Source organism: Micromonospora sp. LZ34 (assembly GCF_052981855.1).
Map to the genome: position 1 here is coordinate 233660 of NZ_JBRIQN010000002.1, position 25995 is coordinate 259654.

A 25995-nucleotide genomic window follows, 5' to 3' on the forward strand; every position below is an offset into this window, starting at 1 on the left:
GATCTTCTTTACTGCGCTTCCCGTCACCATGCTCCACAACCGATGGGCGGGAGTGTCTATGCGCATCCATGCGCGGTTACGACGAAGGAGTCTGGCTGCGGCGGTGGCGACAGCCGTCGTCGCACAGCTGGCGATCTTCGGCGGTGAAGCGACGGCGAGCGAAACGCCGCTGTGGCAGGTGGAGGTCGCGAAGATCCCCACCACCGAGTACACGCGGGACGCCCGGCTGTACATCACCGAGGCCACCGAGGCGTTGCGCCCGTACGTCGGTGACGGGCTCGGGGACAGCCGGATCGACCCGGTGCTGGCGGATGTCGGGAACCGCTACTTCGACGGTGCCCGGCTCGACGGCGACGCCAACGGCGAGGTCGCGTTCGACAACCTCCAACACCTGGAGTCGTTCCTCAAGAGCCGGATGACCGGCGCCAGCCCGCCGAACGGCGAGGCCGAGCAGGCGCACGTCCGGGCGCTGGTGGAGACGCTCACCGGCGTACGGCTGCTCGCCGACGCGGCGATCCAGGACGCCGAGGCGACCATCGGCCCGTTCCGGGCGAGCCCGCCACCCGCGCCCGCCCCGGCTGGGCTGACTGAGGCGTTCGCGGACCTGGCGGCGGCGAAGGTCGACCTGGCCAAGGCCGACGAGATGCTCTACAAGGCCAACCCGGAACCCGCGACGATCCAGGCCGGCAACGCCTGGCGCAACGGCTTCCACGTGCTGACCCGCCTCGGCATCACCTACGAGGGCGATCACGACAACGACGGGGTCGTGGACGTGGTGGAGCTGCGGTTCGGCGCCAGCCCGCTGCTGGTCGACTCCGACGGTGACGGCCTGACCGACAAGTTCGAGATCACCGAGCTCGCCGGCTGGACCCTGCCGAACACGGTCGACACCGACAAGGATTCGATCGCCGACGGCGCCGAGGACATCGACAACGACGGCCTCTCCAACCTCCAGGAGCAGGACCTCGGCACCTCGCCCACCAACCCCGACACCGACGGCGACGGCGTCAACGACGGCACCGAGGTGGCGCGGGGCAGCAACCCGCTGGTCGCCGACCAGCCGCGTGCCCCGCCGGCCCCCGGCGACGTGCCACCGATCGTCCCGGCGCCGAACCTCAGCGACACCGATGGCGATGGCCTCATCGACATCGCGGAGGACGAGGTCCTCACCGACAAGAACAACGTGGACAGCGACGGCGACGGCCTCTCCGACGGCACGGAGGTCAACGACTGGGCCATCAACGCCCTCAGCCAGGATTCCGACGGCGATGGTCTGCGCGACGACTACGAGGTCGCCAACGCCGCGTCCCAGGGCCTGGACCCGGGCCGCCCGGACGAGCAGATCAGCAAATGGACGTACGTCTCCGACTTCGCGCTCGGCCTGGTCGCGGGCGAGTTCGCGATGCGGGACTCGATGGCGTGGCTGGCGGGCAACGTCTGCTCCGGAGCCCTGAGCCTCATCCCCGTCGTCGGCTGGATCGTCGGCGCGGTCACCGACATCCGGGACGCCGTGGCCGCCGCGATTCGCGGCGACTGGGTCAGCGCCGGGTTCAGCGTCGTGGGCCTGATCCCGTACGCGGGCGACGCTGTCGCGATCCCGGCCAAGGTCGCCAAGTTCGCGCTCCGGTACCTGCACCGCATGGACGCCGTGGTCCGGTTCGTCACCCGCTACGACGAGCTCTCCGACGCGGTCAAGGACCTGGCTCTCGAGCTGATCCTCGGCGAGACCTACAACTACCTCCAGAGCGGTGACACCACCTTCAACTTCACCGCGTTGGCCGGCAGCTCACGCTTCAGTGACGCCGACATCCGCCAGCTGTCCCGCGGGGACCGCACCAAGTGGAAGTCGATCGAGGAGGCGATGAAGCTGCCCAACCACAAGCCGGGCGTGGCGGTCCCGCCGCAGTGGAACTTCACCGCCGGCGAGGAGTACCTGAAGACGATCCTGAGCAACTGCAAGCCACAGCACCAGGTGAACACGCCGGGTTACCCGCGGGCGGGGTCGAAGTGGCGGAAGGCCGACTGCGCCGAGGAGGACGCCGCCGACGGCTCGCTGACGTTGCACGAGGTCAAGACCGGTGTTCCCACCTGGACCGAAAGCCTGATCGACGAGTGCCTCAAGGACGCCTGGATCACCACTGACGAGGGCAGGCAGGTCCACGGGCAGGACGTCAAGCGGGTACATTGGCACTTCTTCGCGAGCGCCGCCTTCGACAGCATCGGTATCCACCCCCCGCTGTTGGAGTGCCTGAAGAACAACAACATCGATTTTACGATCCACGCACCCAGCGAGGCGTAGTGCAGTGAGCCTGGAGATGGGCGTTGTCCCGTCCGGGGCCGAGCTGAGCAGGGCGACGGTGGTCGCCCTGCTCAGCAGGCTGCTCGGCGACGATCCGGAGCTACACGAGGGTGTTGCCGCCGGGGAGTTCGCCGAACTGGTCCGGGACGGCGAGCGAATCAGCATGCAATGGTTCGTCCACCCCGGCGAGACGGGAGTGAGCGAGCTGGTGGTTTCGATCTGGGACGCTCACCCGCTCCGGCCGGCCGCGGGACTCCGGGCCGCGGTGACCCCGGTCGTCGAGGTGCTGCAGGAGCTGGCGCGGGCGACCGGCGGCCGCTTCGTCGTCGAGGAGGGCGATGTCACGGGCGCGCCGCTCCGCCAGGTGCTCGACATGATCTCCCCCGACGAGGACGGCCGAACGCCCACCGGGATGGTCCTCGGCAGCATCGCCGAGTCCGCCGAGGACTACATGCGGCGCTACCTCGCCGCCGGGGACCAGCGGCTCGCCTGGCTGCACGGCCAGGCCGCCCGGACCGCTGGCCCGCAACGGCTCGACTTCTCCCGCGAAAGCCTGGCCCCGCTCTGGGGCTGGGCCATCGGCCGGCTCCAACCGCGCCCCGCCGACGCTCCCCGGGAGAAGGTCATACTCGAGGACGGAAGTGTCTTCCAGCGCCCGACGGACGCCGTCCTGCCGATGTGGTACGGACGCAGCCCGCTCCTCGCGCCGCACATCTGGTCGGACGAGTCCCTCGCGCTGATCGACGCGGTCTCGTTCTACGCCGTGGAGTGTGTGCGCCACGCCGTGCCCGAGCTGGGCTGGCAGGTGGGGCGCGGAGAAACCCGGGGATACCTGTACGAAGGCCAGGCGGTGCTGGCCGGGCGGGGCCGCGACCTCGAGCCGGTCACCGCGCTGAAGCCCCTCCTCGGGAAGGTCTACTACCTGCGCAACCCCGACCCAGGGAACCCGCGCACCCCGCCCGCCGCCGAGGACCTGCGGGACTGGTTCGACGCCGCCGTGGCAGAGCGCCTGACAAGCGGCCGATGACCGCGTAGGGGCCGGCCGGCGGTGGAAGCGCCAGCCCGGGCACTCCCGGTGTTCAGGGGCGGCGGAGGGATCGGGTGAGGCGGCGCCAGAGGCGGTGAAGCGGGTTGCGCGGGCGGGGGACGGCGGTCCCGGCGCGGAGCAGGCCGGCGGCGAGGGCGGTCGTCTCCCGGTCCAGCGCCGGGGTGGCCAGGGCCAGGTGGGCCAGCGAGGTGGCGATCGGCACCGGGCGGACCCGGGCCACCGCCGCCACGTCGGCCAGCCGCTCGGCCACCACCGCGGCCACGTCCGGGCGGACCAGCGGGTCCACCCAGGCGGCGGTGACCAGGGCGAACAGCGCCGCCTCGGTGATCCAGTCCTCGACGCCCCAGACCAGGTCGAGCAGCACCCGGCGCCGGGTGGACTCCGCCCACGGCTCGTCGGTGCGGTGGTGCAGCAGCCCCAGGCAGGCCCACACCTGCACGCAGCGCACCCAGAGCGACGGGTCCTGGCCGCCCAGCACCCGGCCCAGCGCGGTGGACGGCGGGTCGGGCGGGTGCACCAGCAGGCCGAGCAGGTCGGCCAGGTCGAGGGTGGCCAGGCCGACCGCCGCGTCGTACGCCGCGGGCGGGTGCGGCCAGGCCGGGTGGGCGAGCTGCGCGAGCCGCTCCGCCGCCTCCGTCGAGGGCGCCGGCACCGCGGGCGCGGCGGTGCTGCCGTCGTAGCGCCAGAGCTGCCGGGTGTCGGCCCGCCGTGGCTCGCGCGGGTCCGGGTCGGCCACGTCGGCCACCTCGACCCGCAGGCCCGGCACGGCCGTCGCGACCGTACGCATCGCACTCGGCGGCGCCGGCGCGTCCAGCCGTACGGCGGCGCCGGGGCCGACCGGGTCGCCGGCGAGGGCCAGCCGCAGTGCGTCGACCACCGCCCCGCCGGCCGGGGTGACCTGCCCCAGCCAGGGCCGGCTCCGGCAGCACTCGGCCAGGTCGGCGTGCTCGTGCGAGTCGTCCGGGTGCTCGCGGACGAAGTCGGCGAGCCCGACCAGGTGCGCCACGTCGCCGTCGCGCTGGAACCGCAGCCGGTGCGCGGTGTGCACGGCGCAGTCGAAGGTGGGGTCGCGGGCCAGGGCGCGGTCGATCCAGTCCAGCGCCTCGTCGAGGCGGCCGTTGTCGGCCAGCGTGCCGGCGATGTCCGCGTACACGGCGAGGTCGTCGGGGTCGTGCTCGACCGCGCGGCCGAGCGCCGCCAGCGCCTCCCGGGTGCGCCCGGCGCTGCGGTACGCGTACCCGAGCCAGACCTCGCCGATCTTCGACGGCTGCGCGCGTACCCCGCGGGCGGCCCAGCGGATCGCCAGCGCGATCTCGTCGAGGCGCCGGGCCAGCGCGGACGCCGCGCCCAGCAGCAGGGCGTGCTCGGGGTGCACGGTGACCGCGTTGCGGGCCAGCGTCAGGTACGGCGCCAGCGCCGGCCGGCCGGCCTGCGGCACCGGGTCGGGCACCACGGCGCAGACCTGCATGAGGATCCGGGCGGTCCGCTCCGGCTCGAGCCGTTCGGCCAGCTCCGGCGCGGTCACCCAGGGCACCCCGGCCCAGTCCGTGCCCGGCACGTGCCCGGTGGCCGCGACGAGCAGGTCCAGCCCCTCGGCCGGCCGCCCGGCGGCGGCGAGCAGGTGAGCGCGGGCGACCACGGCGCCGACGAACGCGCGGTGGCCGAGCGGGAAGAGTTCGACGCCGCCGTCCCCGCTGGCCGCCGCCAACCGGGCCAGGATCTCGTGCACCTCGGGCAGGGTCGGCGCCTGCGCCAGCGCGCCGGCGAGGTGGCTGGCGGCATGCGGCAGGTCGCCGGCCTCCAGTGCCAGCCGGGCCAGGGCCAGCTCCTCCGCCGCGGGTAGCGGGCGGTCGTCCTCGGACACGGCGTCCTCTCGGTCGTTTCTGGTCGGTGAGGTCGGGCAAGCCTAGGTGATGTTGGACCGGGGTGGTGATCGACTGCGCACTAGTGCTCGTTACATTGCTCAGGCCAGATCAAACGTGCAAGACTGAGCAGCGAACGCGCGGCAAACGCGCAGTGGGGGGAGCTTCCGTGACGCGTGCAGGGGCCGGGATGGCCGCCGACATCGACGAGCAGCCGGCCGGCTACGACCGGTTGCTCTCCGCCGAACACGCCGGGGCGATCGCCCGGGTGGCGGCTGTGATCGCCGAGCGTCGGCCCCGGCACGTGGTGTTCACCGCCCGGGGCACCTCCGACCACGCCGCGCTCTACGGGGCGTACCTGACCGAGATCCGGCTCGGCCTGCCGGCCGGCCTCGCCTCGCCCAGCGCGGTCACCGTCTACGGCGCCCGGCCCGACCTCTCCGACGCGCTGGTGGTCGGGGTCAGCCAGAGCGGCGGCTCGCCCGACCTCACCGAGGTGCTCCGGGCGGCCCGCGCCTCCGGCGCGCTCACCCTCGCGGTCACCAACGCGCCGGACTCCCCGCTGGCCGGCGTCGCCGAGCTCAGCGTCGACATCGCCGCCGGGCACGAGCGGGCGGTGGCCGCCACCAAGACGTACACCGCCGAGCTGCTCGCCCTGCTGATGCTGGTGGAGGGGATCCACGCCGGCGACGGTGCGCTGCCCGCCGCCGAGCGGGCGGCGCTGGCCGCCCTGCCCGAGCTGGCCGCCCGCACCCTGGAGGACCCCACCCCGGCCCAGCTCGCGCCGCGCTACCGGTTCGCCGCCCAGCTGGTCACCACCGGCCGCGGGTACGCCTACCCCACCGCGCGGGAGGCGGCGCTGAAGCTGATGGAGACCTCGTACCTGCCGGCGCTCGCCTTCTCCGGCGCCGACCTGCTGCACGGCCCGCTGGCCATGACCGACCCGGACGTGCCGGTGCTGGCCGTGGTCGGCACCGGGCCCGGCGGCCGGTCGATGGGCGAGGTGCTGCCCCGGCTCGGCGAGCGCCGCGCCGACGTGGTGGTGGTCGGCTCGGCCGATGTCGAGGGCGCCACCCGGATCGCCGTCCCGGAGGTCGACGAGCGGTACGCCCCGCTGCTGGACATCCTGCCCCTGCAGCGGCTGGCCCTGGCGCTGGCACTGGCCCGGGGCGAGGATCCGGACGCCCCCCGGGGGCTCAAGAAGGTCACCGCGACGATGTGAGGCGCGGCGTGGCACGCTGGTCAGCGTGTCCACGCTGCGCGACCTCGCCGAGGAGCACACCCGCCTCCGCCCGGCCGACATCGACCACCTGCACCGGATCGCCGGCGACTGGCAGTTGCTGTCCGACCTGTCCTTCGCCGACCTGCTGCTCTGGGTGCCGGTGGACGGTGACGGGACGTACCTCTGCGTGGCCCAGGTCCGACCGACGACCGCGCCCACCGCGTACCTCGACGACCAGGTGGGGCGGATCGTCGGCGGGCCGGAGGTGGCGCACCTGGAGGTGGCCTACCGGCAGGGCCGGATCTGGCGGGAGGGCGACCCGGTCTGGTACGGCGACGTGCCGGCCCGGCACGAGGCGATCCCGGTCCGGCTGCGCACCGCCGACGGGGCGGCCGGCGAGGTGGTGGCCGTGGTGGGCCGGGACACCAACCTCTCCACCGCGCGTACCCCCAGCCAGTTGGAGCTGAACTACCTCACCACCGCCGACGACCTGGCCCAGATGATCGCCGACGGCACCTTTCCGCCGCCCCGGCATCCGGGCGAGACCACGTCCGCGCCCCGCGTGGGTGACGGGCTGGTCCGGCTGGACGCCAACGGCAAGGTCACCTACGCCAGCCCGAACGCGCAGTCCGCGTACCGGCGGCTGGGCTACGCCTCGCACCTGGTGGGGGAGGACCTGGCGGCGCTGCACCGCCGGCTGGCCGGCGACCCGCTGGAGGGCACCGACGCCGCGAACGGCATCCTGGCCGCGCTGCGCGGCGAGGCGCCACCCCGCCGCGAGATCGACGCCCGGGGCGCGACCATGCTCACCCGGGCGCTGCCGCTGATGCCCGCCGGGGTGCCGATCGGCGCGCTGGTGCTGGTCCGCGACATCACCGAGGTACGCCGCCGCGACCGGGCCCTGATCACCAAGGACGCCACCATTCGGGAGATCCACCACCGGGTGAAGAACAACCTCCAGACGGTCGCCGCGCTGCTGCGGTTGCAGGCCCGCCGGGTGGCCATGCCCGAGGCCCGGGTCGCCCTGGAGGAGTCGGTACGCCGGGTCGCCTCGATCGCCCTGGTGCACGAGACGCTCTCCATGTCCAGCGACGAGGCGGTCGAGTTCGACGGCATCGTCGACCGGGTGGCCAGCGCGGCGACCGAGGTGGCGGCGGCCGAGTCGACGGTCGGCATGCGGCGCAAGGGCAGCTTCGGCGTGCTGCCCGCGGAGATCGCCACCTCGCTGGTGATGGTCCTCAACGAGCTGCTGCTCAACGCCGTCGAGCACGGCTTCCCACCGGCCGACACGGCGGACGCGGCGGAGGCGCCGGCCCCGGTGGCCGCGCCCGAGGTGGTGGTCTCGGCGCACCGGTTCCGCAAGCAGCTGCACGTCTCGGTCACCGACAACGGGCGCGGGCTGCCGCCCGGGTTCGACGCCGAGCAGAGTGGGCGGCTCGGGCTGCAGATCGTCCGGGCGCTGGTCACCGGCGAGCTGCGCGGCACGATCGAGCTGCGCGACGGCGCGCAGGGCGGCACCGAGGCGGTGCTGGTCGTCCCGCTGGCCCGCAGCGCCCCCCGTTCCCCCAGCTGAGCCGCCGTCGGCCCGGGGGCCGGGGCGTCCGGTCAGCGGGTGAGCAGGGCGACGGTGAGGCCGGGGCGCGGCCAGACCTGCTCGACGCTGAAGCTGCCGCGCAACGCGTCCCCCTTCGCGCCCGGCACGGCGGCCACCGGGTCGGCCCGCCGCCCGGCCACCACCAGCCAGACCCGCTCCGCGCCGGCCAGGCACTCCGCCGGCCGCGCGCACTCGGCCGCCCACAGGTCATCCCGGCGGGCCTGGTCTTGCGTCACCAGCACGTCGTTGGGGCGCCGGTCGCCGAGGTGGTAGGCGAGACCCAGGTCGAGGAAGAGCCAGCTCTCCCGGGGCGAGTAGACGACCACGTCGCCGGGGCGTTGCTGTGCCGCGACCACCCGGGCGGCACCCCGGTAGTCGACCGGGGCGCTGCGCGGCCACTCGTGGGTCCTGCGCAGCGCCGCCTGGTCCGGCAGGCCGAGCAGTCCGGCGAGCGCCACCACGGCCAGCGCGGCGGGCAGCCGCACCGCGGCCAGCGCCGCCCCCGCCAGCAGGCAGCCGAACGGCACGACGAAGACCAGGTACCGGGGCACCCAGAGGGGCACCGCGAGGCCGGCGGCGAAGACCAGCAGCACCGGCAGCAGCACCGCGCACCCGGGCAGCAGGGCGCGCCGGCCCAGCCGGGCCGCCCCGAGCGCGGCGAGGCCGACCAGCAGCCCGCCCACGACGCCGCTCTGCGCCACCCCGCCGGCCAGCGCCGCCAGGTCCTCGGGGCGGGCGGTGTCCACCCAGTCCAACTGCCGGGACCGCTGCCCACCGGCGATCAGGACCAGCGGGGTCACCAGCAACGCGGCCGGCACCAGGGCGAGCAGCCAGCACAGTGGAGGGCGCCAGCTCCCGGCCGCGCCCCGGCCGGCCGCCCCGGGGGCGCGGCCGGCGGCGAGGACCCCGACCGCGTGCGCGGCGAGCAGGGTGAAGGCGATCAGATGGGTCAACCCGAGCGCGGCCACCGCGGCGGCGTACCCGGCCCAGCGCGCCCACCCCGGCCGGCGCAGCGCCTCGACCAGCAGCAGCGTCGCCAGCACCGCGAAGAACGTGGCCAGCGCGTACGGCCGGGCCTCCTGGCCGTACCGGGAGGTGCCGGGGAGCACCGCGAAGAGCAGGCCGGCGAGCAGGCCGGTGCGGGCGTCGACCAGCCGCCGGCCGAGGAGCGCGGTCAGCCCGGCCGCGGCGGCCATGGCCAGTGCGGCGGGCAGCCGCAGCGCGGTCACCGAGTCGCCGAAGACCGCCAGCCAGCCGTGCATGAGCAGGTAGTACGGACCGGTCGCGGCGTCGATGGTGCCGGCCAGCCGGGCCAGGTCGCCCACCGATCGGGTGGCCGCACTCCAGGTGGCCAGCTCGTCCCGCCACAGTTGGGCCCGGTCGATCCCGGTGACGGTGACCAGCAGGGTCAGCAGCGCCGGCCACGGCCAGACCGGCAGGGGCTGGCCGGAGCGCTCCGGCCGGGGGCGCTCGCGCTCCGTACCGACCATGCGGGGTCGCCACTTTTCGGACAATCTGCCCACGGGCCCGAGCCTCCCACACGCCCACCCACCCCAGCCCGTGATGTGGGATCCCGCACGCGCTCATTGGTCGGCCTGCCCGGGGTGTGGCAGCATGAGCCCATGACCGCCGCTGTCGTCCGCCGCTTCGTGGCCCGCCGCCACGTCGATTACGGCCGCGTGCGCAGCGCGATCTGTCCGGCCCACTGACGACGCCCGACCCATCCGTCTCGGGCGCGCTTCCGCGCCGGCCGTCTCCGACAATGCCGTCCACGGCCCGTACGCACGGGCCGGCCGTCGCGTCCCGCGCTCCCCACCGAGGCATTGCAGACAACGGAGGACGCCGCGATGGCGGTCAGCAGCATCCCGGCCCGGCCCGGGGACCCGACGGCGCGACCCGCCCGGGCCCCCCGCCGGCCGCGCGGCGAGGGCCAGTGGGCGCTCGGTCACCGCGAGCCGCTCAACGCCAACGAGCGGATCAAGAAGGACGACGACCCGCTCAACGTGCGGGCCCGGATCGAGAACATCTACGCCCACCGGGGCTTCGCCTCCATCGACCCGGCCGACCTGCGCGGCCGGTTCCGCTGGTGGGGGCTCTACACCCAGCGCAAGGCCGGCATCGACGGTGGGCGCACCGCCGTGCTGGAGCCGCACGAGCTGGAGGACGAGCACTTCATGCTCCGGGTGCGGGTCGACGGCGGCCAGCTCGACCTCGCCCAGCTGCGCACCGTCGCCGAGATCTCCCGGGAGTTCGCCCGGGACACCGCTGACATCACCGACCGGCAGAACATCCAGTACCACTGGATCCGGGTCGAGGACATGCCGGAGATCTGGCGCCGGCTGGAGGCGGTGGGCCTGCAGACCACCGAGGCGTGCGGGGACTGCCCGCGGATCGTGCTCGGCAGCCCGGTCGCCGGCGTGGCCGAGACCGAACTGGTCGACCCGACCCCGGTGATCGACGAGATCGTCCGCCGGTACGTCGGCAACCCGGAGTTCTCCAACCTGCCGCGCAAGTTCAAGACCTCGATCTCCTGGCTGGTCGACACCCCGTACGAGGCGAACGACGTCGCCTTCCTCGGCGTCGACCACCCCGACCACGGCCCCGGTTTCGACGTCTGGGTCGGTGGCGGCCTCTCCACCAACCCGATGCTGGCCAAGCGGCTCGGGGTGTGGGTGCCGCTGGCCGAGGTCCCGGACGTCTGGGCCGGCGTGGTGGGCATCTTCCGTGACTACGGCTACCGCCGGCTGCGCAACCGGGCCCGGCTGAAGTTCCTGGTCGCCGACTGGGGCGTGGAGAAGTTCCGCGAGGTGCTGGAGAAGGAGTACCTGGGCCGCGCCCTGCTCGACGGTCCCGCCCCGGAGCTGCCGGAGAAGCCGGTCGACCACATCGGCGTGCACCGCCAGCGCGACGGCCGGCACTACGTCGGCGCCGCCCCGGTGGTCGGCCGGGTCTCCGGCACGCAGCTCGCCCGGCTCGCCGACGTGGTCGAGGCGCACCGCAGCGGCCGGATCCGGCTCACCCCGTACCAGAAGCTGCTGGTGCTGGACGTGCCGGCGGAGCAAACCGAGTCGCTGGTCGGCAGGCTGCGGGAGATCGGCCTGGAGGCCCGCCCGTCGGCCTGGCGGCGGGGCACCATGGCCTGCACCGGCATCGAGTACTGCAAGCTCGCCATCGTCGAGACCAAGGCCCGCGGCGAGGAGCTGGTGGCCCGGCTGGAGGAGCGGCTGCGCGACTTCGACGCGGACATCTCCATCCACCTCAACGGCTGCCCGAACGCCTGCGCCCGCACCCAGGTCGCCGACATCGGGCTGAAGGGGCAGCTGGTGGTCGGCCCGGACGGCCGGCAGGTGGAGGGCTTCCAGGTGCACCTCGGCGGCGGCCTCGGCATGGCCGAGGGGCGGACCGCCGGCTTCGGGCGCAAGCTGCGCGGTCTCAAGACCACCGCCGAGGAGCTTCCGGCGTACGTGGAACGGCTGGCCCGCCGCTACCTGGACGGCCGGCACGAGGGCGAGGCGTTCGCCCAGTGGGTGATCAGAGTCGACGAGGAGGAACTGCGATGAGCAGCGAGCACCGAGCGGCACCCCTGTACTGCCCATACTGCGGCGAGGAGGACCTGCGGCCGAGCGAGGAGGGCCATGGGGCCTGGGAGTGCCACGCCTGCGCCCGGGTGTTCACGGTCCGGTTCACCGGCCTGCTGTCGACGGCGGTGACCCGATGAGCCTGGTGTCCGCGGCGAACCTCGGACTGGTCGGCGTCGGTGGCCCGCGGCCGGCGGACGCGGCCCGGCGGGACCCCGACGAGCTGCGCGCGCTGGCCGAGCGGGCCGGCCGGGAGCTGGAGGGGGCGCCCGCCCTGGAGATCGCCCGGTGGGCGGCGGAGACCTTCGGCGACCGGTTCTGCGTGACCAGCTCGATGGCCGACGCCGTGCTGGCCCACCTGGTCTCCCGGGTCGCGCCCGGGGTGGACGTGGTCTTCCTCGACACCGGGCTGCACTTCCCCGAGACCCTGCGGGTCCGCGACGAGGTGGCCCGGACGCTGCCGGTGAACGTGCGGTCGATCCGCCCCCGGCTGACCGTCGGCCAGCAGGACGGCGAGTACGGCCCGCGGCTGTTCAACCGGTCCCCGGACGACTGCTGCCAGCTGCGCAAGGTGGAGCCGCTGGAGCGGGCCCTGTCCGGCTACGACGCCTGGGCCGCCGGCCTGCGCCGGGACGAGTCGCCGACCCGGGCGAACACGCCGGTGGTGACCTTCGACGCCCGGCGCGGCAAGGTGAAGGTGAACCCGATCGCGGCCTGGACGTCGGCCGACGTGGACGCCTACGTCGCCCGCTGGAACGTGCCGGTCAACGAGCTGTTCAAGCAGGGCTACGGCTCGATCGGCTGCTGGCCCTGCACCCGGCGCACCAAGGCGGGGGAGGACCCGCGGGCCGGTCGCTGGGCGATGTTCGAGAAGACCGAGTGCGGGCTGCACGTCTGACCGGGTCGGGTGCCGACCCCGTGGTCCTGGTCGCGCACGGCAGCCGTGATCCGCGGGCTGCCGCGGCGACCCGGGCGCTGGTCCGGGCGGTGTCGGCCGCCCGGCCCGGCACCCCGGTGCTGGCCAGCTGGCTGGACCACACGCAGCCGGGGCCGACCGAGGTGCTCCGGTCGCTGGCGTCCGCCGGGCATCCCCGGGCGGTGCTGGTGCCGCTGCTGCTCACCGCCGCGTACCACCGGCGGGTGGACATCCCGGCGGCGGTCGCGGCCGCCCGGGAGGCCGGCCCGCCGATGGCGGTACGGGTGACCGATGTGCTCGGCCCGGCTCACGGCGAGGTGGACGGTGGCCTGCTGGCGGCCCTCGGCCGGCGGCTGGGCGGGGCCGGGCCGGGGCGGTTCGACGCGCTGGTGCTGGCGGCGGCGGGCACCCGGGACGCGGCGGCCCGGTGCTCGGTGGGCCGGGTGGCCGCCGCGCTGGGTGACCGGCTCGGTGTGCCGACCCGGGTGTCGTACGCCTCGGCGGCTCCTCCGGACACCGCCTCGGCGGTGGCCCGGCTACGGGCCGGCGGCGCCCGCCGGGTGGCGGTGTCCGCCTACTTCCTGGCACCGGGGCTGTTCCACGACGCGGTGGCGGCGGCGGCCCGGGACGCCGGGGCGGTGGCGGTGGCCGACCCGCTGACCGACGCCCCGGAGCTGGCCGACCTGGTCCTGCGCCGGGTCGACGCCCGGCCCGCCATGGCCGGGGCGGCGTGACGTCGCCGGCGACCGGCGGTGCGGGGCGACATCGAGCGCGTGTACCGCGCCTGCGTGCCCCGGGCAGCAGAACGCCCCGGCGGGTGAACCCGGCCGGGGCGTGAAGCTTGGTGCGTGGATCAGGCGGAGTGAGCGCGCAGCACCCGGAGGCCACCGCGACGCTTCACGGCGCGCCGCTCCTCCTCGCTCATCCCGCCCCAGACGCCAGCGTCCTGACCGGACTCGAGCGCCCACTGCAGGCACTGGTCGGTCACGGAGCAGCGCCGGCAGACGGCCTTGGCCTGCTCGACCTGCAGGAGAGCCGGTCCGGACGTCCCGATCGGGAAGAACAGCTCCGGGTCCTCGTCGCGGCAGACAGCATGGTGACGCCAGTCCATGGCGGCAACACTCCTCATTCTGGATGGGTGGCAGATATTGCTTTGGTGCTTTTCCTATATGCATCCGCAGCGCCGATCGTGACGGTTCGCGTCCGACTATTCGGCAGTGCGTGAGCAGGCTGCTGGCCCCGCGGACCTGCTGGAACAGCTCAACCTGCCGAGCATATCCAGGCAATGTCCCGGTAACTCAAGTTCGCTTGTGAATACTTTCACGAACTCTCGCGATGTCAAGGGTGCCGCTCGGAAAAACTCCGCGCGGTGAGCAAGCCCACAACCCATTTGTCCGGGTTCCAGAGCGCTCTGGTTACCCGCCGTACCACAGTCGAGGATCAATATAGTACAGTCCGCGTGACATTGCTGACATTTCCGGCACCTGCCTCTCGGTGTGGCGGCGCCGCGTCGATGCGGTGCCGCGAACCGCGTCGACCTAGGGCAGTACCCGAGACCTAGCAGATTACTCTCAGTGCCGCGGGAACGGATGTGAATCTAACTTTCTCCCGCTCGCCGAGATAGTCGCCGTCCAGCTGGAAGGCCTGCGGGCGGCTGGCGAGCAGGGTGAACTCCGCCAGGTCGTGCAACCGCAGCACCTGCTTGCCGTGCGGGTCGGGGCGCCGGGAGAAGAACTGCGTCACCGTGCGTGTGGTGCTGGCCACCCGCAGCCGCCGCAGCGCCAGCACGTCCAGCCCCAGGTCGAACGAGGCCTCCGGGTTGGGGTTGATCTCCCGGTCGCCGAGGTACGTCCAGGGCGCGGTGTTCTGGATGATGACCGTGGCCAGCTCGCTCTCGGCCGGCTCGCCCGGGCGCTCCAGGCTGATCGCCGGGTGTCGGCGGTCGGAGCCGACGAAGTACTGGCTCACCGTGGAGCGCAGGTAGAGCCCCGGGGTGGAGACCCGGCCGCGGCGGCGGGCCCGCTCCACCCGGTGGATCACCGCCGCGTCGATGCCGAAGCCGGCGCAGAAGGTGAAGTAGCGGTCGTCGGCCCGGCCCAACCCGATCGTGCGGTGCCGACCCAGCCGGAGTCCCTCCAGGATCATGCTGGTGCCCTCCGGCCACTCGCGGGGCAGCCCCAGCGCCCGGGCGAAGACGTTGGTCGACCCGCCCGGCACGGTGGCCAGCGCCGGCAGCCGCTCGGCCGGCGTGGTGGCGGCGGGCACGGTCGGCGGGGTGGCCGTCATCAGGCCGTTCACCACCTCGTTGACGGTGCCGTCACCACCGAGGGTGACCACCAGGTCGACGCCATCCTCGGCCGCCTCCCGGGCGAGCGCGGTCGCGTGCCCCCGCCGCCGGGTGTACCGCACGTGGAGGTCGACTTCGCTGCGCAACGCCCGGACCAGGACGTCCCGGCTGCGTTCGCTGGTGGTGGTGGCCTTCGGATTGACCACCAGGACGGCCCGCATGGGCGGCACTGTACCCCGGAGTAGCACGGGTATCGTGGCGCGCGTGACGCTCGACTCCGACTCGATTCCCGTCACGCTCCGCTGGGCGGTCCGGCTGCTGCGGGGCGAGGCGGTCGCGGTGGGCCTGGTCGCCGCCTGGCTGCTCTGGGCCGACCTCACCGCCGACAGCACCGACCGGTTGTCGGCGTGGCTGGTGACCGCGTTCGCCGTCGGCGCCGCCGCCGCGCTCTGGGCCCTGGGCGGCGCGCTGGACCGGCGCCGGGCCGGTGCGCGGGCGCCGGCGATCGTGCTCCAGCTCATGCTGCTGCCGATCGGCTGGTTCATGGTCGAGGGCGGGATGGGTTGGCTCGGGGTGCCGCTGATGGCCCTCGGTGTCGGGGTGACCTGGCTGCTGGTGAGCCCGCCGACCAGCCGGGCGCTCGGCTTCGGTGCGCCCGGGGGCGGTCAGTAGCCCGCGGCGCGCCGGGTCAGCAGCGAGATGGTGGCCCGCCCGTCGGTGACGTTCGCCGACGCCGAGGTGGTCAGCGCGGTGAGCACCTTCCAGGCGAAGGAGGACTCGGCGGGCAGCCCGGCGCCGCGCACGGTCGGCACGGTCACCTCGACGGTGAGCGCGTCCTCGGTCACCGCGAACCGGCAGTCGAGTTCGGCGTCCCGGGTGGCGATCGCGAGCAGCATGGCGCAGGCCTCGTCGACCGCGATGCGCAGGTCCTCGATCTCGTCGAGGGCGAACTGCAGCCGCGCCGCGAGCCCCGCGGTGGCGGTGCGCAGCACCCCGAGGTAGCCGCCGTCGGCGGGCACCGTGAGGTGCACGACGTCGTCGTCGGTCGTCGGCTGGCCGGTCAGTTGAGTCACCACTCATCCCCCCGGTCGGGGACTCTACCCGCTCAGGCGGCGGGTTGCGTGGGGGTGGCCGCCTGGGCCGCGAGGCCGGCCAGGGCGGCGCCGTCGAGCCGGTAGGGGACCCACTCGGTCAGCTGCTCGGCGCCGATGGCGGCGTAGAAGCCGGCGGCCGGGTTCCAGTCGAGCATCGACCACTCCAGCCGCTGGTAGCCCCGCCGTACGCAGAGCTCGGCGAGGGTGGCCAGCAGCAGCCGACCGGCTCCGGTGCCCCGGGCCGCCGGCCGGACGTAGAGGTCCTCCAGGTGGATGCCGTGCACGCCGGCCCAGGTGGAGAAGTTGAGGAACCAGAGGGCGAAGCCGACCGGCTCGTCGCCCGCGTCGACCGCCACGTGACCGAAGAGCGCCGGCGCCGGGCCGAACAGCGCGGCGGTCAGCTGCGCCGCGGTGAGGTGGCACTGGTCGGGGGCGCGCTCGTACTCGGCCAGCTCGTGCACCATGGCGACGACGGCCGGCACGTCCGCGGGACGTGCCGGCCGGATCGTCGGCGGGACCGCGAGGGTCACGCCTTCTTGGTCTCCCAGAAGATCTTGGAGATCTCGTCGATCTTCTGCAGCAGCTGGTCGGCGGTGGCCGGGTCGAGGCTGCCCTTGACGCCGCCCGAGCCGGCGAGCTTGGTGGCCTCGTTGAACAGCTGGTGCAGCTGGGGGTACTTCTCGAAGTGGGTCGCCTTGAAGTAGTCGGTCCAGAGCACCCACAGGTGGTGCTTGACCAGCTCGGCGCGCTGCTCCTTGATGATGACGGCCCGCGTGCGGAACTCCGGGTCGGTGTTCGCCTGGTACTTCTCGCAGATCATTTTGACCGACTCGGCCTCGATCCGGGCCTGCGCCGGGTCGTACACGCCGCACGGCAGGTCGCAGTGGGCGCTGGCGGTCACGCGGGGCGTAAGGATGCGTGGAAGTCGCATCGGGATCCTCCATGGGAAGTTTGCGATGATCCAAGCCGACATTACTCCTGGAGTGGCTCCCCCAAGCCGGTGGAGGTGAAACCGATGCCCGCCGACCGTCCGGCGGCCGCCCGCCGGCTGCGCTGGCCGTTGACGGCCGTGCTGGTCAGCGGCCCGTCCATGGCGCCGACCCTGCGCCACGGCGACGCGGTGCTGGTCCGCCGGGGCGGCCGGCCGGTCCGCCCCGGCGACGTCGTGGTCGCGGTCTTCCGCAGCCGTCCCGACCTGCTGGTGGTCAAGCGCGCGGCCCGCGCCCAGGACGGCGGCTGGTGGCTGTACGGGGACAACGAGTTCGTCGCCGACGACTCCCGGGCGTACGGGGTGGCCGACGTCCACGGCCGGGTGGTGGCCCGCTACTGGCCCCGGCCCGGTCGGCTGCCCCGGCGTCCGTTATGACCCTGCTCACATCGGCGGGGCCCCGGCGACACTATGCTCGGAAAGTGCCCGGGTGACCCCCCGCACCGCGCGCCGCCGCTCGTCGCCTCACCACGCGCCCCGACCGGCCGGTCCATCTGCTCGACAGATCCTGGAGTCACCATGTCACCGTCCACCGTGGACCCCGCTGATCCCGTCTTCCGGCTGCACCGTGGCGGCAAGATGGCCGTCACCTCGACGGTCCCGCTGACCAGCCGGGAGGACCTCTCCCTGGCGTACACCCCTGGGGTGGCCCGGGTGTGCGAGGCGATCGCCGCCGACGAGACCCTGGCCGACGACTACACCTGGGTGTCGCACACCGTCGCGGTCGTCACCGACGGCTCGGCCGTACTCGGGCTGGGCAACATAGGCCCGCGCGCGGCGCTGCCGGTGATGGAGGGCAAGGCGGTGCTGTTCAAGCAGTTCGCCGGGGTGGACGCGGTACCGATCTGCCTGGACACCCAGGACGTGGACGAGATCGTGGCGGTGGTGCGGGCGTTGGCGCCCTCGTTCGGCGGGATCAACCTGGAGGACATCAGCGCGCCGCGCTGCTTCGAGGTGGAGCGCCGGCTGGACGAGGCGCTGCCGATCCCGGTCTTCCACGACGATCAGCACGGCACCGCGATCGTCGTGCTGGCCGCGCTGCGCAACGCCGCCACGCTGCTCAACCGCAAGCTCGGCGACCTGCGGGTGGCGGTCAGCGGCGCCGGCGCGGCCGGCGTGGCGGTGACGAAGATGCTGCTCGCCGGGGGAGTGGACCCGGCCCGGGTGGTGGTCTGCGACTCGAAGGGGATCCTTGGCCCGCACCGCACCGGCCTGACCGACACCAAGGCCGAACTGGCCGCCGTCACCAACGCCGACGGCCGGCAGGGCGACATCACCGAGGCGCTGCGCGACGCGGACGTGCTGATCGGCGTCTCCGGCGGGCAGATCCCGGAGGCCGCGGTGGCCGGGATGGCCCCCGGCGGGATCGTCTTCGCGCTGGCCAACCCGAACCCGGAGGTGCACCCCGAGGTGGCCGCCCGGCACGTCGCGGTGGTGGCCACCGGCCGGAGCGACCACCCCAACCAGATCAACAACGTGCTGGCCTTCCCCGGCGTGTTCCGGGGGGCGCTGGACGCCCGGGCGACCCGGATCACCGAGGGCATGAAGGTGGCCGCCGCCGACGCCATCGCGCAGGTGGTGGCCGAGTCGCTCACGCCGGAGGCGATCGTCCCGTCCCCGCTCGACCCGCGGGTCGCCCCCGCGGTGGCCGCGGCGGTCGCCGAGGCCGCCCGCCGCGACGGTGTCGCCCGGGCCTGACACCCGGCCCGTTCCGAAGCGGGCCCCGTCCTGTCGCCAGTCGCACAGGGCGGAGCCCTTCTTCCGGACCGTCCCGCTTGTTACCGTGCCGATCATGCGTGCCGCCTTCGCCTCCCGCCTCGACGACGCCGACCCGCTCGCCGCGCTCACCGTGGGCGAGCGGCCCGAGCCGACCCACCCGGACGACGACTGGGTCACCGTGCAGGTCCGGGCCAGTTCCCTGAACCACCACGACCTGTGGTCCCTGCGCGGGGTCGGGCTCACCGGCGACCAGTTGCCGATGATCCTCGGCTGCGACGCCGTCGGCGTCGACCCGGACGGCACCGAGGTGGTCGTCTACCCCGTGGTGCCCACCCCGGGCGACCCGCGCGGCGTCTCGATCCTCTCCGAGCACTTCCCCGGCACCCTCGCCGAGCGGGTGGCCGTACCCCGGTCGAACCTGGTCCCGCTGCCGGCCGGCCTGGCCGCCACCGACGCGGCCTGCCTGCCCACCGCGTGGCTGACCGCCTGGCGGATGCTCACCACCAAGGGCCGGGTCGCCGAGGCCGACGCGGTGCTGGTCCAGGGCGCCGGCGGCGGCGTCGCCACGGCCGCCGTCGCGCTCGCCGCGGCGATGGGCAAGCGGGTGTACGCGACCAGCCGGGACGCCGCCAAGCGGGAGCGGATCGCCGACCTGGGCGCGACCGCCGTCGAGCCGGGCGCCCGGCTGCCGGAGCGGGTCGACGTGGTCATCGAGACGGTCGGTGCGGCCACCTTCGACCACTCGCTGAAGTCCGCCGCGCCGATGGCCCGGATCGTCGTCTCCGGCGCCACCGCCGGCCACGAGCCCAAGGTCAACCTGCGCCGGGTCTTCGCCATGCAGCTGGAGATCCTGGGCACCTCGATGGGCACCCCGGACGAGCTGGCCGCCCTGCTCGCCTTCTGCGCCGAGCACCGGGTGCGCCCGGTGGTGGACAGCGTGGTCCCGTTCAGCCGGGTGCAGGAGGCGTTCGCCCGGCTGCACTCCGGCGACGTCTTCGGCAAGGTGGTCGTCGACCACACCGCCTGACCCGGCCCGGGGCCGGAGGTTGGTCAGAGGCGGTTGTCGAGGGTGGCGATGTCGCCGCGGGCGGCGCCGGTGGGGATGCGCCGCTTGGCGGCCTCGTCGCCGTAGAGCGTCCAGCGGAGGAACTCGACCGTGGTGTCCGAGACCACCCGCAGCGCGGCCCCGTCGCTGAGCAGCGCCCGCCCGTGGTCGCCCTTCGGCAGGCTCAGCATCGCCTTCGGCCAGGGCACCCGGTCGTACGCCGCCTTGCCGGCGGCGTACTCGACCACCTCGTCGGCCTCGCCGTGTACGAACAGCTGCGGTGCGGCGGCGCCGGCGAACGCGGTGCCCACGCCGAGCGCGGTGCCGGCGAACACCACGCCGGCGTCCAGCCGCTCGTCCCGGCCGGCGGTGAACAGGCCGATGGTGGTCACCCCGCCGGCCGAGTGCCCGGCCGCGGCCACCCGGTCGGCGGCCAGCCGGCCGCGCAGCGGGTCACCCGCCGTGCCGTCGAGGGCGAGCACCCGGGTCAGCGCGTACGACACGTCGGCCGGCTGGTTGAGCACGTCCAGCACGTTGCCGTCGGCACCACGGGAGGTGTGCGGGAAGGTCGGCGCGGCGACCACGAACCCGGCCGACGCCCACCGGGTGAGCAGCGTCTCGTAGTCGGCGGGTCGCCCGCCGAGGCCGTGGCTGAACATCACCACCGGGAACCTGCCGTCGGCGGCCCGCGCGGAGCGCTCCGGTTCCCCGCCGGCCGTCCCGGCCGCCGGGTACCAGACGGTCACCGGGAGCGACCGGTCGCCGTCGCGGTTCAGCTTCAGCTGGCGTACGCCCACCGCGAAGGACCGCTCCGGCGCGGTGCCGGCGGGTACCCGCGGCGCGGGGGTGGCCGCCGCCGGGGCCTGGGTCGGGACGGTCTGCGGCCCGGCTGGCCGGGTGTCCCCGGAGCAGCCGACCAGACCGGCCGTGAGCAGGGCGCAGGCGAGCAGGGCAGGGGTGCGGCGGCGCGACATGAATCCGATTGTGCCCTGCCGTTCAGGGAGGCCCGCCGGACATCGACGGACCGTGCCCGGCGCCGGACGCAGCGGCGCCGAGGCGGGCCAGGTCGGCGGCGTCCTTGGCGCGCCGGGGGCGCTCCGGCATCCAGACCGGGTACATCCGCTTGAACTCGATCTGTGCCGCGACCGCGATGACCGGGACGGTCAGCGGGCCGATCCGCCCGGGTGGGCCGTCCAGCATCCCCGCCGGCAGCGGCGTGCCGGCCCACGGGCCGCCGCCGACCGTGATCCGCCCGGCGGTGTCCCGCGCAAGGTAAGCGAAGCTCACCTCGACGTCGTCGCGGAACAGGTCCAGCTGCACCTCGACCGGCAGCCGCGGATCGGGGCGCCAACCGCGCCCGCGCAGCAGGGCGGCCAGCCGCTCCGCGTCGACGCGCCAGCAGTACCAGTCGACGTCCACGTGCGGCCGGGTCAGCTCGCCGAGGTGGAAGTCGACCGCCCAGCCGCCGCGCAGCCACACCTCGATGCCGGCGGCGTCGGCCACCTCGACCACCTCGCCGATGCTGGCCAACTGCCGCTCCGCGAGCCCCGCACGCCCTCCACGCGCCGACCGTAACCGCGGACCCGGCTCCCCGCACCGCCGTTTCCGGCCGTCGCTGGTGCCCGGCCGAGGCCGTCCTGACGCCGACCGGCGTTACGGACGGGCGTGCGGGCGGGCGTGAGGGCGGGCGTGTCGCGGCGGCGCGGCATAGTGCCCGGCAAGCGCGATACCGGAGAGTCATCTTGATGACTCTCCGGTATCAGTTCGTTCCCGATGCTGCCCCTGGCCACCCGGGCGCTTGCCACGCGACGGCCTGACCGCCGGCCCGCGGGACCGGGCACCCCCGGCGAGCCGGTGCGCGGTTCGGCCACCATCCCGGCGCGGCGGGGTCAAGGGGCGTGCCGGGTCTCGTAGCGGGTGAGGGCGGGGGCGCTGGCGCCGGCGGGCAGGCGGCGGGCGGCGTCCGGATCGCCGTAGAGGGTCCAGCGGAGGAAGTCGGTGGTGGTGGCGAGCATCTCGGCGAAGCCCGGCCGGCCCGGGGTGAGGTACTCGCCGTGGCCCTGCCCCAGCATGCTGAGGAAGGCGGCCGGGCCGCCGGCGCGCCGGTAGGCCGCCTGGCCGACCGCCAGCGGCACCACCGGGTCGGCGGTGCCGTGCACGAAGAGCACCGGCGCGGCCGGCGCGGCGAAGCTCCCGGCCATCCCACCGCCGGCGATCACGATGCCCGCCCGCAGCCGCGCCGAGCGCCCCGAGGTGAACATGCCGGCGGTGGTGAAGCCACCGGCCGAGTGGCCGGCGGCGGCGAACCGGGTGACGTCCAGGTGGCCGGCCAGCGGGTCGCCGGCCCGGGCGTCGAGGCGGACCAGGTGCCGGATCACCCGCCAGCCGTCCGCCGGCTGGTGCCGGACGTCGGCCCGGTCGAACCGGCGCGCGCCGCGCCGGGTGTGCGGATAGGCCGGGGCGGCCACCACGAAGCCGGCGGCGGCCCACCGGGAGGTCAGCCCGGCGTGCAGGTGGGGCAGGCTGTCCAGCCCGTGGCTGTAGACCACCACCGGGAACCGCCCCGCGGCTACCACGCCCCCGTCCGCCGGGTACCAGACGGTGACCGGCAGTGGGCGCGCGGAGGCCGCGTCGACGGTGAGCGTACGCACGCCGACGGCGTACGCCCCGACGGGCGCCCGGCGGGCCGGTTGCGGTGCACCGGGCGCGGCGGTGGCCGTCCCACAGCCGGCCAGCAGCGCCGTCAGCAGCGCGGCGACCAGCCGCTTGACCCCCACGGTTCCACGGTAGGTGCCGTGCCGCCCCGAGCGGCCCCGCCGTCCGGACCGGCTCCGCCCACCACCCGGCCGGAGCCGCTCCACCGGCCGGCCCGACCTGGCCGGGGCGGCCGCGCGCGGGGCGGTGCCCCTCGACCGGCTTCGCTAGGGTCACCGGCATGCCTGAGAACTACACCGACCCGAGCGGCAACACCGAGGCGTTCCGCGCCTTCGCCAACACCCCGGAGGCCGAGGCACCGGCCGCCCCGTCCCGGACGCCGCTGCTCGTCGGCGCGGCGGTGGTCGTGGTCGTCCTGGTCGCCCTGGTCGCCTGGCTGGCCCTGGGCTGAGCGGTGCGTCAGCGCGTCGGGGCGGCCAGGTCGCGGGCGGCGCGGGCGATCTCGCGCTCCTCGTCGGTGCCGATCACGCAGACGGCCACCTCGGCGCCCTCCGGTGAGATGACCCGGTCGCCGCTGCCGGTGTTGCGCGCCGGGTCCACGGCGATGCCGAGCCGGTCCAGGCCGGCCAGCGCCGCCGCGCGGACCGGGGCGGCGTGCTCGCCCACCCCCGCCGTGAAGGTGACCGCGTCCACTCGTCCGAGCATCGCGTAGTACGCGCCGACGTACCCGGTGATCCGGCGGCGGTAGACGTCGAAGGCCAGCGCCGCCGCCGCATCGCCGTCCGCCCGGCGCTGGAGCACCTCACGCATGTCGTTAGCGCCGGTCAGTCCGAGCAGGCCGCTCCGGTGGTTGAGCAGGTCGTCGATCTCGTCGACGGAGAGCCCGCCCTCGCGGCGCAGGTGGAAGATCACCGTCGGGTCCAGGTCGCCGCTGCGGGTGCCCATCACCAGGCCCTGCAACGGCGACATCCCCATCGAGGTGGCCACGCTGCGCCCGCCGGCCACCGCGCAGGCGCTGGCTCCGTTGCCCAGGTGCAGGGTGATCGTGTTCAGCTCGTGGTACGGGCGGCCCAGCAGCTCGGCGGTGCGCCGGGAGACGTACGCGTGTGAGGTGCCGTGGAAGCCGTACCGCCGGATGCCGTACCGCTCGGCGGTGTCCCGGTCGATCGCGTAGAGCGCGGCGGCCTCCGGCATGGTGTGGTGGAACGCGGTGTCGAAGACGGCCACCTGCGGGACGTCCGGCAACGCCGCCCGGGCGACCTCGATGCCGGCCAGGTTCGCCGGGTTGTGCAGCGGGGCGAGCGGGACCAGGTCGCGGATCGCGGCCAGCACCGCGTCGTCGATCAGGGTCGGTTCGGTGAACCGCCGGCCGCCGTGCACCACCCGGTGCCCGACGGCGGTCAGCCCGGCCAGGTCGAGCCGGCCGAGGATGTCGTGGACCGCCGTCTCGTGGTCGGCCGGCCCGCCGCCCGGCTCGCCGACCCGCTCCACGGTGCCCTTGTCGCGGACCTCGTCGCCGTCGTAGAGGCGGTACTTCACCGACGACGACCCACAGTTGAGAACCAGAACCTGGCTCATGCCGGCACTCCGCTTCGCTCGCTCATGGGACCTCCGCGGTGGCCTGGATGGCGGTGATCGCCACCGTGTTGACGATGTCCGCCACGGTGGCGCCGCGGGACAGGTCGTTGACCGGCCGGCGCAGGCCCTGCATCACCGGCCCGACGGCCACCGCCCCGGCCGAGCGCTGCACCGCCTTGTACGTGTTGTTGCCGGTGTTCAGGTCCGGGAAGATGAAGACCGTGGCCCGGCCGGCGACCTCGCTGCCCGGCAGCTTCGTCGCCGCCACCGCCGGGTCGATCGCCGCGTCGTACTGGATCGGCCCCTCCACCAGCAGGTCGGGGCGGCGCTCCCGGACCAGCTCGGTGGCCGCCGCGACCTTCTCCACGTCGGCGCCCGCGCCGGAGCTGCCGGTGGAGTAGGAGAGCATGGCGACCCGGGGCTCGATGCCGAACCGGGCGGCGGTGTCGGCCGAGGAGATCGCGATGTCGGCGAGCTGGTTGGCGTCCGGGTCGCGGTTGACCGCGCAGTCGCCGTAGACCAGCACCCGGTCGGCCAGCAGCATGAAGAAGACGCTGGAGGCGACCGAGACCCCCGGCACGTTCCGGATGATCTCGAAGGCCGGGCGGATGGTGGCGGCGGTGGTGTGGGTCGCCCCGGAGACCATGCCGTCGGCGTGCCCGGTCTGCACCATCAGCGTGCCGAAGTAGTTCGGCTGGGCGACGACGTCGTGCGCCAGTTCGGCGGTGACGCCCCGGTGGGCGCGCAGCTTCGCGTACTCGGTGGCGAACCCGTCGCGCCACTCGCTGGTCACCGGGTCGACCACCCGTGCCCCGCCGATGTCGATGCCCAGCTCCCGGGTACGTCGGGCGATGTCGTCCGGCCGGCCGAGCAGGGTCAGGTCCGCGACGCCCCGGCGCAGCAGGATCTCCGCGGCGCGCAGGATGCGCTCCTCCGCCCCCTCCGGCAGCACCAGGTGCCGGCGCTGCGCCCGGGCGCGGTCGATCAGGTCGTACTCGAACATCAGCGGGGTGACCCGGGCGGAGCGGCTGACCCGCAGCCGGCGGGCCAGGTCGTCGGTGTCCACGCAGCGTTCGAAGGCGCCGAGCGCCGCCTCGACCTTGCGCGGGTTGCCGGCGCTCGGCCGGCCCTCGATCCGGCTGGACGCGGCCACCGTGTCGTAGCTGTCGCTGGTCACCGAGAGCACGGCGAGGCCGGTGTTCAACCTCTCGACCAGGCGCATCGCCCGCGGGTCCGGCTGCTCGCCGAGGGTGAGCACCAGCCCGGCCACCGACACCTGCCCGGCCACGTGCGCGGCGCTCGCCGCCACCAGCAGGTCGGCCCGGTCGCCGGGGGTGATCACCAGGGCGCCCTCGGTCAGGTGGTCCAGCAGGGTCGGCACGTGCGCCGCACCCACCACGTAGTCGAGCACGTCCCGGCCGAGCGCGGCGTCGTCCCCGGCGAGCAGGGTGGCGCCGAGCGCCGCCGCCACCTCGGCCACCGTCGGCGCCGACACGCTCGGCACCTCGGGGATGGCGTACGCGGGAACCGGCAGGTCGGGCAGGGGCATCGGCTCGGGCACCCGGTTGGCGATCACCGCCAGCACCGTGGCGCCCAGGTCCGCCAGGTCGTGGTACGCCCCGCGCACCGCGGCCGCGATCGCCTCCGGTTCCTGCCCGAAGCCGTCGACGACCGGCACCACGACGCTGCCGAAGTCGGTGGCCAGCCGGGCGTTGAAGGCCAGTTCGCGCGGGCCGGCGCCCTCTCCGCCGTCGGCGAAGTCGCTGCCCACCACGACCACCGCCGCGCACCGCCGTTCCAGGTCCCGGTAGCGCTCCACGATCCGGGAGATGAGTTCCTCCCGCCGCCCGTCGGCGACCAGGGCGGTCGCCTCGGCGTAGGTGGTGCCGGCCAGGTCGGTCAGCGGCGGCTCGATCCGGTAGCGGTCGCTGAGCAGGGCGAGGATCGGGTCGGGGCCGGTGCCGCCGACCAGCGGCCGGAACGCGCCGATCCGCTCGACCTGCCGGGAGAGCAGTTCGGCCAGCCCGAGCGCGATGGTCGACTTCCCCCCGCCGGACCCCACGCTGGTGACGTACACACTCCGGGCCACGATCCCACCCTAGAAGACCGC

25 protein-coding genes are annotated in these 25995 nt (G+C 74.5%); 13 read left to right on the forward strand and 12 right to left on the reverse strand.

All coding sequences use genetic code 11. The annotated features are described in order from the left end of the window. The first annotated feature begins 103 nt into the window (after positions 1 to 103). Both ACVCAH_RS03430 and ACVCAH_RS03435 read left to right on the forward strand, forming a co-directional pair. Positions 104 to 2299, forward strand: a complete 2196-nt coding sequence (locus ACVCAH_RS03430; protein WP_447134558.1) for a hypothetical protein — start codon at positions 104 to 106, stop codon at positions 2297 to 2299. A 16-nt stretch (positions 2300 to 2315) separates the two neighbouring features. Beyond that, on the forward strand, positions 2316 to 3326 hold the full coding sequence (locus ACVCAH_RS03435) for a hypothetical protein (RefSeq protein ID WP_447134559.1): 1011 nt from the start codon (positions 2316 to 2318) through the stop codon (positions 3324 to 3326). 52 nt (positions 3327 to 3378) lie between these two features. On the opposite strand, the gene ACVCAH_RS03440 is transcribed toward ACVCAH_RS03435, so the two are convergent. Continuing rightward, entirely contained in the window at positions 3379 to 5211 is a 1833-nt protein-coding gene (locus ACVCAH_RS03440) for a tetratricopeptide repeat protein (RefSeq protein ID WP_447134560.1), read from the reverse strand. A gap of 188 nt (positions 5212 to 5399) precedes the next feature. Between ACVCAH_RS03440 and ACVCAH_RS03445 the strand changes: the two genes are divergently transcribed. Further along, positions 5400 to 6431: an SIS domain-containing protein gene (locus tag ACVCAH_RS03445; protein ID WP_447134715.1), complete on the forward strand. Its 1032-nt coding sequence runs from the start codon at positions 5400 to 5402 to the stop codon at positions 6429 to 6431. 25 nt (positions 6432 to 6456) lie between these two features. Continuing rightward, the gene (locus tag ACVCAH_RS03450) at positions 6457 to 8004 is read left to right on the forward strand and encodes a histidine kinase N-terminal domain-containing protein (protein WP_447134561.1); all 1548 of its coding nucleotides are present in this window, start codon (positions 6457 to 6459) and stop codon (positions 8002 to 8004) included. A 32-nt stretch (positions 8005 to 8036) separates the two neighbouring features. On the opposite strand, the gene ACVCAH_RS03455 is transcribed toward ACVCAH_RS03450, so the two are convergent. Next, the gene (locus ACVCAH_RS03455) at positions 8037 to 9515 is read right to left on the reverse strand and encodes a glycosyltransferase family 39 protein (RefSeq protein ID WP_447134562.1); all 1479 of its coding nucleotides are present in this window, start codon (positions 9513 to 9515) and stop codon (positions 8037 to 8039) included. A 357-nt stretch (positions 9516 to 9872) separates the two neighbouring features. On the opposite strand from ACVCAH_RS03455, the gene ACVCAH_RS03460 reads away from it, so the two are divergent. Genes ACVCAH_RS03460 through ACVCAH_RS03475 form a run of 4 tightly spaced genes read left to right on the forward strand, consistent with a single transcriptional unit; the run spans position 9873 to position 13253 of the window. Beyond that, complete coding sequence (locus ACVCAH_RS03460; RefSeq protein WP_447134563.1) at positions 9873 to 11585, forward strand: nitrite/sulfite reductase; 1713 nt, start codon at positions 9873 to 9875, stop codon at positions 11583 to 11585. After that, entirely contained in the window at positions 11582 to 11743 is a 162-nt protein-coding gene (locus ACVCAH_RS03465; protein ID WP_447134564.1) for a hypothetical protein, read from the forward strand. The genes ACVCAH_RS03460 and ACVCAH_RS03465 overlap by 4 nt, the downstream gene beginning before the upstream one ends. Next, positions 11740 to 12501: a phosphoadenylyl-sulfate reductase gene (locus tag ACVCAH_RS03470; RefSeq protein ID WP_447134565.1), complete on the forward strand. Its 762-nt coding sequence runs from the start codon at positions 11740 to 11742 to the stop codon at positions 12499 to 12501. Before ACVCAH_RS03465 ends, ACVCAH_RS03470 begins: the two co-directional genes overlap by 4 nt. Beyond that, positions 12483 to 13253 (forward strand): sirohydrochlorin chelatase, encoded by a 771-nt coding sequence (locus tag ACVCAH_RS03475; RefSeq protein WP_447134566.1) that lies wholly within the window; start codon positions 12483 to 12485, stop codon positions 13251 to 13253. Before ACVCAH_RS03470 ends, ACVCAH_RS03475 begins: the two co-directional genes overlap by 19 nt. Positions 13254 to 13372: 119 nt before the next feature. Here ACVCAH_RS03475 and ACVCAH_RS03480 read toward each other — a convergent pair whose 3' ends face one another. Beyond that, the gene (locus tag ACVCAH_RS03480; protein ID WP_007072794.1) at positions 13373 to 13630 is read right to left on the reverse strand and encodes a WhiB family transcriptional regulator; all 258 of its coding nucleotides are present in this window, start codon (positions 13628 to 13630) and stop codon (positions 13373 to 13375) included. Positions 13631 to 14076: 446 nt separating this feature from the next. Then, the gene (locus tag ACVCAH_RS03485; protein WP_447134567.1) at positions 14077 to 15027 is read right to left on the reverse strand and encodes a diacylglycerol/lipid kinase family protein; all 951 of its coding nucleotides are present in this window, start codon (positions 15025 to 15027) and stop codon (positions 14077 to 14079) included. Here ACVCAH_RS03485 and ACVCAH_RS03490 point away from each other — a divergent pair. Beyond that, positions 15026 to 15478, forward strand: coding sequence for a hypothetical protein (locus tag ACVCAH_RS03490; protein ID WP_447134568.1), 453 nt, complete (start codon positions 15026 to 15028; stop codon positions 15476 to 15478). The genes ACVCAH_RS03485 and ACVCAH_RS03490 overlap by 2 nt on opposite strands. On the opposite strand, the gene ACVCAH_RS03495 is transcribed toward ACVCAH_RS03490, so the two are convergent. From ACVCAH_RS03495 to sodN, 3 genes are all read right to left on the reverse strand, one after another. Next, positions 15472 to 15879: an ATP-binding protein gene (locus tag ACVCAH_RS03495; RefSeq protein WP_447134569.1), complete on the reverse strand. Its 408-nt coding sequence runs from the start codon at positions 15877 to 15879 to the stop codon at positions 15472 to 15474. The two genes, ACVCAH_RS03490 and ACVCAH_RS03495, sit on opposite strands and share 7 nt — an antisense overlap. Before the next feature lie 32 nt (positions 15880 to 15911). Continuing rightward, positions 15912 to 16364 carry an N-acetyltransferase family protein gene (locus ACVCAH_RS03500; RefSeq protein WP_447134716.1) on the reverse strand — a complete coding sequence of 151 codons (453 nt, stop codon included), beginning with the start codon at positions 16362 to 16364 and terminating at the stop codon, positions 15912 to 15914. A gap of 62 nt (positions 16365 to 16426) precedes the next feature. After that, positions 16427 to 16831, reverse strand: coding sequence for a superoxide dismutase, Ni (gene sodN / locus ACVCAH_RS03505; protein ID WP_357051482.1), 405 nt, complete (start codon positions 16829 to 16831; stop codon positions 16427 to 16429). A gap of 69 nt (positions 16832 to 16900) precedes the next feature. Here sodN and ACVCAH_RS03510 point away from each other — a divergent pair, with 69 nt between their 5' ends. The 3 genes from ACVCAH_RS03510 (at position 16901) to ACVCAH_RS03520 (ending at position 19634) form a co-directional block, all read left to right on the forward strand. After that, positions 16901 to 17266 (forward strand): S24/S26 family peptidase, encoded by a 366-nt coding sequence (locus tag ACVCAH_RS03510; protein ID WP_447134570.1) that lies wholly within the window; start codon positions 16901 to 16903, stop codon positions 17264 to 17266. Between the two features lie 141 nt (positions 17267 to 17407). Next, a complete protein-coding gene (locus ACVCAH_RS03515; protein WP_447134571.1) occupies positions 17408 to 18586 on the forward strand; it encodes an NAD(P)-dependent malic enzyme in 1179 nt (392 codons plus the stop codon). A gap of 85 nt (positions 18587 to 18671) precedes the next feature. Continuing rightward, positions 18672 to 19634, forward strand: coding sequence for a zinc-binding dehydrogenase (locus ACVCAH_RS03520; RefSeq protein WP_447134572.1), 963 nt, complete (start codon positions 18672 to 18674; stop codon positions 19632 to 19634). A 23-nt stretch (positions 19635 to 19657) separates the two neighbouring features. Here the strand turns inward: ACVCAH_RS03520 and ACVCAH_RS03525 are convergent, their stop codons facing one another. From ACVCAH_RS03525 to ACVCAH_RS03535, 3 genes are all read right to left on the reverse strand, one after another. Then, positions 19658 to 20626, reverse strand: a complete 969-nt coding sequence (locus tag ACVCAH_RS03525) for an alpha/beta hydrolase family protein (protein WP_447134573.1) — start codon at positions 20624 to 20626, stop codon at positions 19658 to 19660. 22 nt (positions 20627 to 20648) lie between these two features. Continuing rightward, positions 20649 to 21182: a nucleotidyltransferase domain-containing protein gene (locus ACVCAH_RS03530; RefSeq protein ID WP_447134574.1), complete on the reverse strand. Its 534-nt coding sequence runs from the start codon at positions 21180 to 21182 to the stop codon at positions 20649 to 20651. A 359-nt stretch (positions 21183 to 21541) separates the two neighbouring features. Further along, entirely contained in the window at positions 21542 to 22429 is an 888-nt protein-coding gene (locus tag ACVCAH_RS03535; RefSeq protein ID WP_447134575.1) for an alpha/beta hydrolase family protein, read from the reverse strand. A 158-nt stretch (positions 22430 to 22587) separates the two neighbouring features. Here ACVCAH_RS03535 and ACVCAH_RS03540 point away from each other — a divergent pair, with 158 nt between their 5' ends. Continuing rightward, on the forward strand, positions 22588 to 22758 hold the full coding sequence (locus ACVCAH_RS03540; protein WP_447134576.1) for a hypothetical protein: 171 nt from the start codon (positions 22588 to 22590) through the stop codon (positions 22756 to 22758). Positions 22759 to 22766: 8 nt separating this feature from the next. Here the strand turns inward: ACVCAH_RS03540 and ACVCAH_RS03545 are convergent, their stop codons facing one another. Next, positions 22767 to 23885, reverse strand: a complete 1119-nt coding sequence (locus ACVCAH_RS03545; RefSeq protein WP_447134577.1) for an acetate/propionate family kinase — start codon at positions 23883 to 23885, stop codon at positions 22767 to 22769. Between the two features lie 22 nt (positions 23886 to 23907). Beyond that, positions 23908 to 25974 carry a phosphate acetyltransferase gene (gene pta, locus ACVCAH_RS03550; RefSeq protein ID WP_447134578.1) on the reverse strand — a complete coding sequence of 689 codons (2067 nt, stop codon included), beginning with the start codon at positions 25972 to 25974 and terminating at the stop codon, positions 23908 to 23910. Positions 25975 to 25995: the final 21 nt, after the last annotated feature.